This window comes from Paracoccus sp. IB05, assembly GCF_016405985.1.
GTDB lineage: Bacteria > Pseudomonadota > Alphaproteobacteria > Rhodobacterales > Rhodobacteraceae > Pseudogemmobacter.
Genome location: NZ_JAEFCF010000054.1, coordinates 1 through 6,156 on the forward strand (window position 1 = coordinate 1; position 6,156 = coordinate 6,156).

The window sequence follows — 6,156 nt, forward strand, 5'->3', positions numbered from 1 at the left end:
CATTCCCGGTGGCGCAACCAGCCCGCCCCCGTGACCCGAGCCGCGAAACTCAAGCTCGCGGCGGTCCAGACCAGGGGAGCAGAGCAGGTTGGGCCAGAGTCTACGTTAAACTGGATGAGCCCCAGGGCGCAACGTCACCGGGGATCTGAAGACGGTCGAGAAGATCAGGATGATCGGTGATGTCTCAAGTCTGAGCTATTCCTTTATCGCCCCCTTGACCTCTGCCTTCATTTTCAGCGCAGTATTTGCTGGCTTGCACCTTCTATCAGGCATGGTGATTTCTTTGATTGAGTATGAACGGAAGTCACGGCTTGTATTACATTCCGTGCGACTAAAATATGCCCGCAGAACGTCCGAGAACCAGGCGCAGGAGGCCTACGAGGCTAATCGTAAACCAGTGCTTGATGCACAGGAGTCCAGGCTGGACCAAGAACTAAAAATTATTGAGAAGGAAGAACTAATACGAGAATTCTCTGAGCCCTGTGAACAGCAGCGACTAACCTTTCTGGCAACCTCTCTAAACAATTTCGAGCGTATCATTCTAAATCTTCTGGTTGAGAACGGCGAAAAAGTGACTATCAACGATGAGCGACAGAAAAGCGGCCCCGGTATCGAAACCGCGCAGGGTTTGACGCGCTTTGAAGATCACCGCACCGGAGCCTTTTTCAAAGAAGCAATTGCGCGTCTTTCAGAACTGCACATAGCCGAAGCGTGGGATCGCACATTTACAATGACACCACTTGGGTATCGCGTTTATGATTTGACGAAATCCCTGCCGATGCCTTCCGACCTCACCCCCGAAACCGATCCCCCATCAGATCCCTGAGCGCCTCAATCGCCTCCTCACCATTCTCGGTCGCGGCGGTGATCTTCACCACAATCTCACGCGCCATAACGAATTTCGACGCTTTCGCCGGGTCGATCAGGATCGAGAGCCCGCGCTCGGTGCGGGTCACGCTTTCCACCGCCTCTTCGGCGCCAAGGCTCTCGTCTGACACTTCGAACCAGACCGGGCCGCCAAAGGCGTCGCGGCGGAACATGACATAGGGCTCCTCCTCGTCCTCGCCCTCGACGAAGCCGATGAACAGCTGGCCCTCATCCTCGACAACCGAGGCATAGAGGGCTTTGACGGTGATGTCAGACATGTTTCAAATCCATTTTGCCAGAGGTGGCAGCGACATAAGAACAGCATTGGCGTCATGGCCGGTCTCGAGGCCGAATTTCGTGCCCCGGTCATAGACGAGGTTATATTCAGCATAAAGGCCGCGATGGACAAGCTGTGCCTCGCGCTCGGGTCCGGCGAAAGCCTCGGCAATATGGCGTTCGGTCACTGGCAGGAAGGCGGGCAGGAAGGCCTCCCCCACAGCGCGGGTAAAGGCGAAATCGGCCTCCCAGTCGCCGGTATTGAGGTCGTCATAAAAGATACCGCCGACACCGCGTGCGCGACCACGGTGCGGGATGAAGAAATACTCATCCGCCCAGGATTTGAACTTCGGGTAATAGCCCGGGTCATGGGCATCGCAGGCGGCCTGCAACACGCTATGGAAATGCGCGGTGTCCTCGGCATATTCCAGACAGGGGTTCAGATCGGCGCCGCCACCAAACCACCAGGCATGCGGCGTCCAGAACATGCGGGTGTTCATATGCACCGCCGGGCAATGCGGGTTCTGCATATGGGCCACAAGGCTGATGCCGCTGGCCCAGAACCGCGGATCCTGCTCCATCCCGGGCACGCCGCGCGCCGCCATCGCCTTTTGCGCCCGCGCGCCCAGTGATCCATGGACAGCGGACCAGTTGACGCCGACCTTCTCGAATACCCGGCCACCGCGCATCACGCTCATGATGCCGCCGCCGCCATCGTTTTCGCGGCTGGTGGGGGTGACCTCGAACCGGCCGGGCGCGAGATCGCCGGGCGCGCGGTCCTCCAGATCCTCGAACGCCGCGACGATCCGGTCGCGCAGCCTGCGGAACCAGTCAGAAGCCCGTGTCTTGTATTCGGTCAGATCGTTGCCCATTGTCATATCCATCGTCTCGGCCAGCCTTTGCCTATCACCGCAAGCCAGAGCCTCCAACCCGTTTGGCCCCCGGCCCGCCTCATGCCATGCTGGCCGTCAGCAAGACCCCGTAAAGACCTCGCGAGTCGCATCATGAAAAGAACCGCCGCCTTTCTTATCCTCAGCACGCTCGCCGCCTGCGGCACGCCGCAGGAACAATGTATCAGCCGCAATACACGCGATCTGCGGACGGTGGAAAAGCTGATCGGCGAATCGCAGGGCAATCTGCAGCGCGGCTATGCGATTGAACGTTATGAGGTTACGGTGCCGGATTGGCAGCCCTGTATCCGCTACATCCCCGGCACGGCCGAGGATCCGACGCCGCGCCCGGTGAGCACGACCTGCCGCACCTGGGATACCGAGACCCGCAGCCGTCCGCGCTCGATCGACCTCGCGCAGGAAGCAAAGCAACTCGCACAGCTCCAGGCGAAACAGAAAGAACTCGCGCGCCATGCGCAGGCCGTGATCGCCCAGTGCCGCGAGATCTATCCGCAATAGGCGCAAAGACACTCCTGCATTGCTCCGGCTTATTTTCTGTCTGAAAATATCCCGGGGGGAACGCCCTGAAAGGGCGTCGGGGGGCTGGCCCCCCGCTTCCCTTCCATCAGCCGAAAATCTCTGTCTGGTGCTGGCCCAGTCGCGGCGAGGGCGTTTCCAGCGACAGCTCCGCCGCTGAGAAACTCATCGGGCTGCGCACCCCCGGCACCCCGCCCGGCGCGATCTGCATGGCGCGGGCAATGATCTGCGGGTCCGAGAAGACCTCTGCCATATCATTGATCGGGCCGGCGGGAACGCCATTGGCCTCGCAGGCGGCCAGCAGCTCTGCTTTGGTCATGGAGCGGGTCGCGGCAGACAGTTTTTCGGTCAACCCGGCGCGATGCGTCACGCGGTCGGCATTGGTCACGAAGGCCGGATCATCGGCCAGGCCGCCCAGACCAAGCAGGCCGCAAAGCTTACGGAACTGGCCGTCATTGCCGATCGCAAGGATCAGCCAGCCGTCCGAACAGTCAAACACCGCATAGGGCGCGAGGTTCGGATGGGCATTGCCCATCTTCACCGGCGCGGTGCCCGTCGCGAGGTAATTCATCGCCTGATTGGCCATGATCGCGGTCGCGACATCCATCAGCGCCATGTCGATATGCTGACCTGCCCCGGTGCGCCCGCGCTGGATCAGCGCCGCCATGATCGCGTTTGAGGCATAGATGCCAGTGAACACATCCGTCACCGCCACCCCGACCTTTTGCGGCTGGCCATCGGCGGGGCCTGTCACCGACATCAGCCCGGCCATGCCCTGGATGATGAAATCATAGCCCGCGCGATGCGCATAGGGCCCGGTCTGGCCGAAACCGGTGATCGAACAATAGACCAGCCCCGGATTGATCTCTTTCAGGCTGGCATAATCCAGCCCGTATTTCGCAAGACCGCCAAGCTTGAAATTCTCGATCACGACATCGGCGGTCCGGATCAGCTCACGCACCCGCGCCTGATCTTCGGTGTTGCGAAAATCGGCGGTCACGCTTTTCTTGCCGCGATTGCAGCAGTGGAAATAAGCGGCCGAGGTCTCTCCCTCATGGGTGATGAAGGGGGGGCCCCAGCGGCGGGTATCATCGCCCTCCGGAGCCTCGACCTTGATCACTTCCGCGCCGAGATCGGCGAGGATCTGGCCCGCCCAGGGGCCAGCGAGAATCCGCGCCAGCTCGATGACGCGGATGCCTTCCAGCGGCGCGGACATCGGGATCAGCCCGCCAGTTTCGCGTCAATCAGGGATTTGAGATTATCCCAGGCCCAGTTGTCGACTTTTTCACCGTCCAGGATGACGGTTGGCGTGCCGGTCACTTTGTCAGCGGCCATATTCGCCTCGAACTGTTTCAGCATCTCTTCCCCGAAAGCCTCATTGGCGGTGCAGGCATCCAGCTGCTCGTTGGTGAGGCCGGCGGTCAGGCCGATGGTCCGCAGCTTGTCCATCACCACGGTCGGGTCCGAGGAATCGAGCCATTTTGCCTGGGTTGAGAAGACGATGTCCGAGATGCCTTCATAGCGCTTGTTGTCGTCGCAGCGCGCGATCATCCCGGCCCAGAAGCCGTAGCGGTCGAAATAGACCTCCCGCAGGGTGAAATGCACCTTGCCGGTATCGATATAGTCAGACTTCAGCTTCGGGTAGATCGTGTCATGGAAATTGGCGCAATGCGGGCAGGTGAAGCTGGCATATTCAACGATTTTCACCTTCGCATCCGGATCGCCCAGGGTGAAGTCGCGCGGGGTGAGAGCGCCTGAGGCAGGCGCATCGGGGGCCGCTTCCGGGGCGGCTTCGCCTTCGGATGCGGTGGTCTCCTGCGCCCAGGCCGGCGCTGCGGCGAGCGTGGCGGCCATCGAAAGCAGCAGCCGGCGGTTGATCATGGTCATTGTCTCGTCCTCATTTCCTGTCTGGGCGGGATAATATGTTCTGTGCCAGCCGCTCAAGCGCGGCCCGAAGGCCGGGATCGCCGACGCCTTCGGTCTGCCGCGCGGCGGTGGCAGTGAGCTTTGCCTCGGTCTCCGGGTCAGGGCGTGACACTGCGGGGGCATGGGTGAACTGCGCCTGGCCATCGGCAAAGCCGGTGCTGGCGGTCTGGGTCAGATGGATGCGGGAAATCGCGTTATAGCCATAGACGGCGTTGACCCGTTCGCGGATCCGGTCAAGCTGCATGCCAATCATCGGCGCCTGTGCGCCCTGGACGAGCAGCGTGAGCGTGGCCCCCATGCCCGAGCCTTTGCCGCCCGGGCCTGCGGGCGCATAGCCGATCTTCACCGGCCGGGTGATCTTTGCGATATCTTCGCCCACGGTCTCGGCCCAGTGGGTCACCAGGCGCGCCACTGCAAAGCCCCGCGCCTCTCCGGCGCCGCGCACCTGGTTCGAGACCAGCGAGAATGCCGGTTCGAACCCGCGCCGGCGGTGTTCTTTTGACGGAAGGCTGGCGGGCTTGCGCGCCATGGGGTCCTGTCTTTGCCAGATCGGTATGGCCGCGAAAGCGCGCGCGGTGAAAGCGCACACAGACGGTTTCCCCGGCCAAATTCGCAGCCTATCTTAGAGCAAGCAGGCGCGGCGGAAAGCCCGGAAGCAATGCCGTCGGCATCGGAGGCCATAAATCTTGCGTGAAAGCGCTGTAAGAAATCAGCAGCCGGCCCAGAGACCTGGCGAGGAGACCGGCGATATAAGTGTGGCACTCCTGGCCTGGTATGACCGCCATGCGCGCGAGATGCCCTGGAGGGTCAGCCCCGTAGCGCGGGCTGCGGGCCTGCGCCCTGATCCCTACCGGGTCTGGCTGTCCGAGGTGATGTTGCAGCAGACGACGGTGGCGGCGGTGCGGGGCTACTTCCTGCGCTTCACCGCGCGCTGGCCGGATGTCGCGGCGCTGGCGGCAGCGCCGGATGAGGCGGTGATGGCGGAATGGGCGGGGCTCGGCTATTATGCGCGGGCGCGCAACCTGCTGAAATGCGCCCGTGCCGTCGCGGCGCGGGGCGGCTTTCCGGACAGCCGTGACGGGCTGCTGACGCTGCCCGGGATCGGGCCCTATACGGCGGCGGCAGTGGCGGCGATTGCTTTCGACGAGCCCGCCGTGGTCGTGGATGGCAATGTCGAGCGGGTGATGTCGCGACTGTTCCAGGTGGAAACCCCGCTGCCTGCGGCGAAATCAGAGCTGACGGAACTGGCAGCGAGGCTCACCCCGGCCATTCGGCCAGGAGATTATGCCCAGGCAGTGATGGACCTTGGCGCGACCATCTGCACCCCGAGATCCCCGGCCTGTGGGATCTGCCCCTTGATGCTGCCTTGCGCGGCCCGGGCCGCCGGAAATCAGGCCGACCTGCCCCGCAAGCTCGCGAAGCCGGAAAAGCCCGTTCGGGAAGGTGTGGTCTGGCTGTTGCGCAGCCCGCAAGGATGGTTGCTGGAACGGCGCCGTGAAACAGGCCTCCTGGGCGGTATGATCGGCCTTCCCGGCGATGGCTGGGACCAGCGCCCCGCCAAAGCCGCGCGCAACGCTCTTCCGGCCGAAGGCCGGGCGCGCCGGACTTTGTCCGGCGCGCCCGGTCCCGGGGGGGGCAGGGGGGGGGGGGGGGGGGGGGG

At 62.9% G+C, this 6,156-nt stretch carries 8 protein-coding genes; 3 read left to right on the forward strand and 5 right to left on the reverse strand.

Annotated elements, in window-relative coordinates; translation table 11 throughout:
• The first annotated feature begins 169 nt into the window (after nt 1–169).
• Entirely contained in the window at nt 170–826 is a 657-nt protein-coding gene (locus JC607_RS23135; RefSeq protein WP_198839096.1) for a hypothetical protein, read from the forward strand.
• On the opposite strand, the gene JC607_RS23140 is transcribed toward JC607_RS23135, so the two are convergent.
• A complete protein-coding gene (locus JC607_RS23140; RefSeq protein ID WP_198839097.1) occupies nt 792–1,145 on the reverse strand; it encodes a hypothetical protein in 354 nt (117 codons plus the stop codon). The genes JC607_RS23135 and JC607_RS23140 overlap by 35 nt on opposite strands.
• Nucleotides 1,146–1,148: 3 nt before the next feature.
• Nucleotides 1,149–2,015, reverse strand: coding sequence for an oxygen-dependent coproporphyrinogen oxidase (gene hemF / locus JC607_RS23145; protein ID WP_198839098.1), 867 nt, complete (start codon nt 2,013–2,015; stop codon nt 1,149–1,151).
• Between the two features lie 132 nt (nt 2,016–2,147).
• Between hemF and JC607_RS23150 the strand changes: the two genes are divergently transcribed.
• Nucleotides 2,148–2,552 (forward strand): hypothetical protein, encoded by a 405-nt coding sequence (locus tag JC607_RS23150; RefSeq protein WP_198839099.1) that lies wholly within the window; start codon nt 2,148–2,150, stop codon nt 2,550–2,552.
• Nucleotides 2,553–2,658: 106 nt separating this feature from the next.
• On the opposite strand, the gene JC607_RS23155 is transcribed toward JC607_RS23150, so the two are convergent.
• From JC607_RS23155 to JC607_RS23165, 3 genes are read right to left on the reverse strand one after another with little or no spacing between them, the layout of a single operon-like run.
• A complete protein-coding gene (locus JC607_RS23155; RefSeq protein ID WP_198839100.1) occupies nt 2,659–3,786 on the reverse strand; it encodes a CaiB/BaiF CoA-transferase family protein in 1,128 nt (375 codons plus the stop codon).
• 5 nt (nt 3,787–3,791) lie between these two features.
• A complete protein-coding gene (locus tag JC607_RS23160) occupies nt 3,792–4,457 on the reverse strand; it encodes a DsbA family protein (protein WP_198839101.1) in 666 nt (221 codons plus the stop codon).
• Between the two features lie 10 nt (nt 4,458–4,467).
• Complete coding sequence (locus JC607_RS23165) at nt 4,468–5,025, reverse strand: DUF721 domain-containing protein (RefSeq protein ID WP_198839102.1); 558 nt, start codon at nt 5,023–5,025, stop codon at nt 4,468–4,470.
• 265 nt (nt 5,026–5,290) lie between these two features.
• Here JC607_RS23165 and JC607_RS23170 point away from each other — a divergent pair.
• Nucleotides 5,291–6,156: A/G-specific adenine glycosylase (locus tag JC607_RS23170; protein ID WP_233093110.1), on the forward strand; the 866-nt coding region annotated here is incomplete at its 3' end.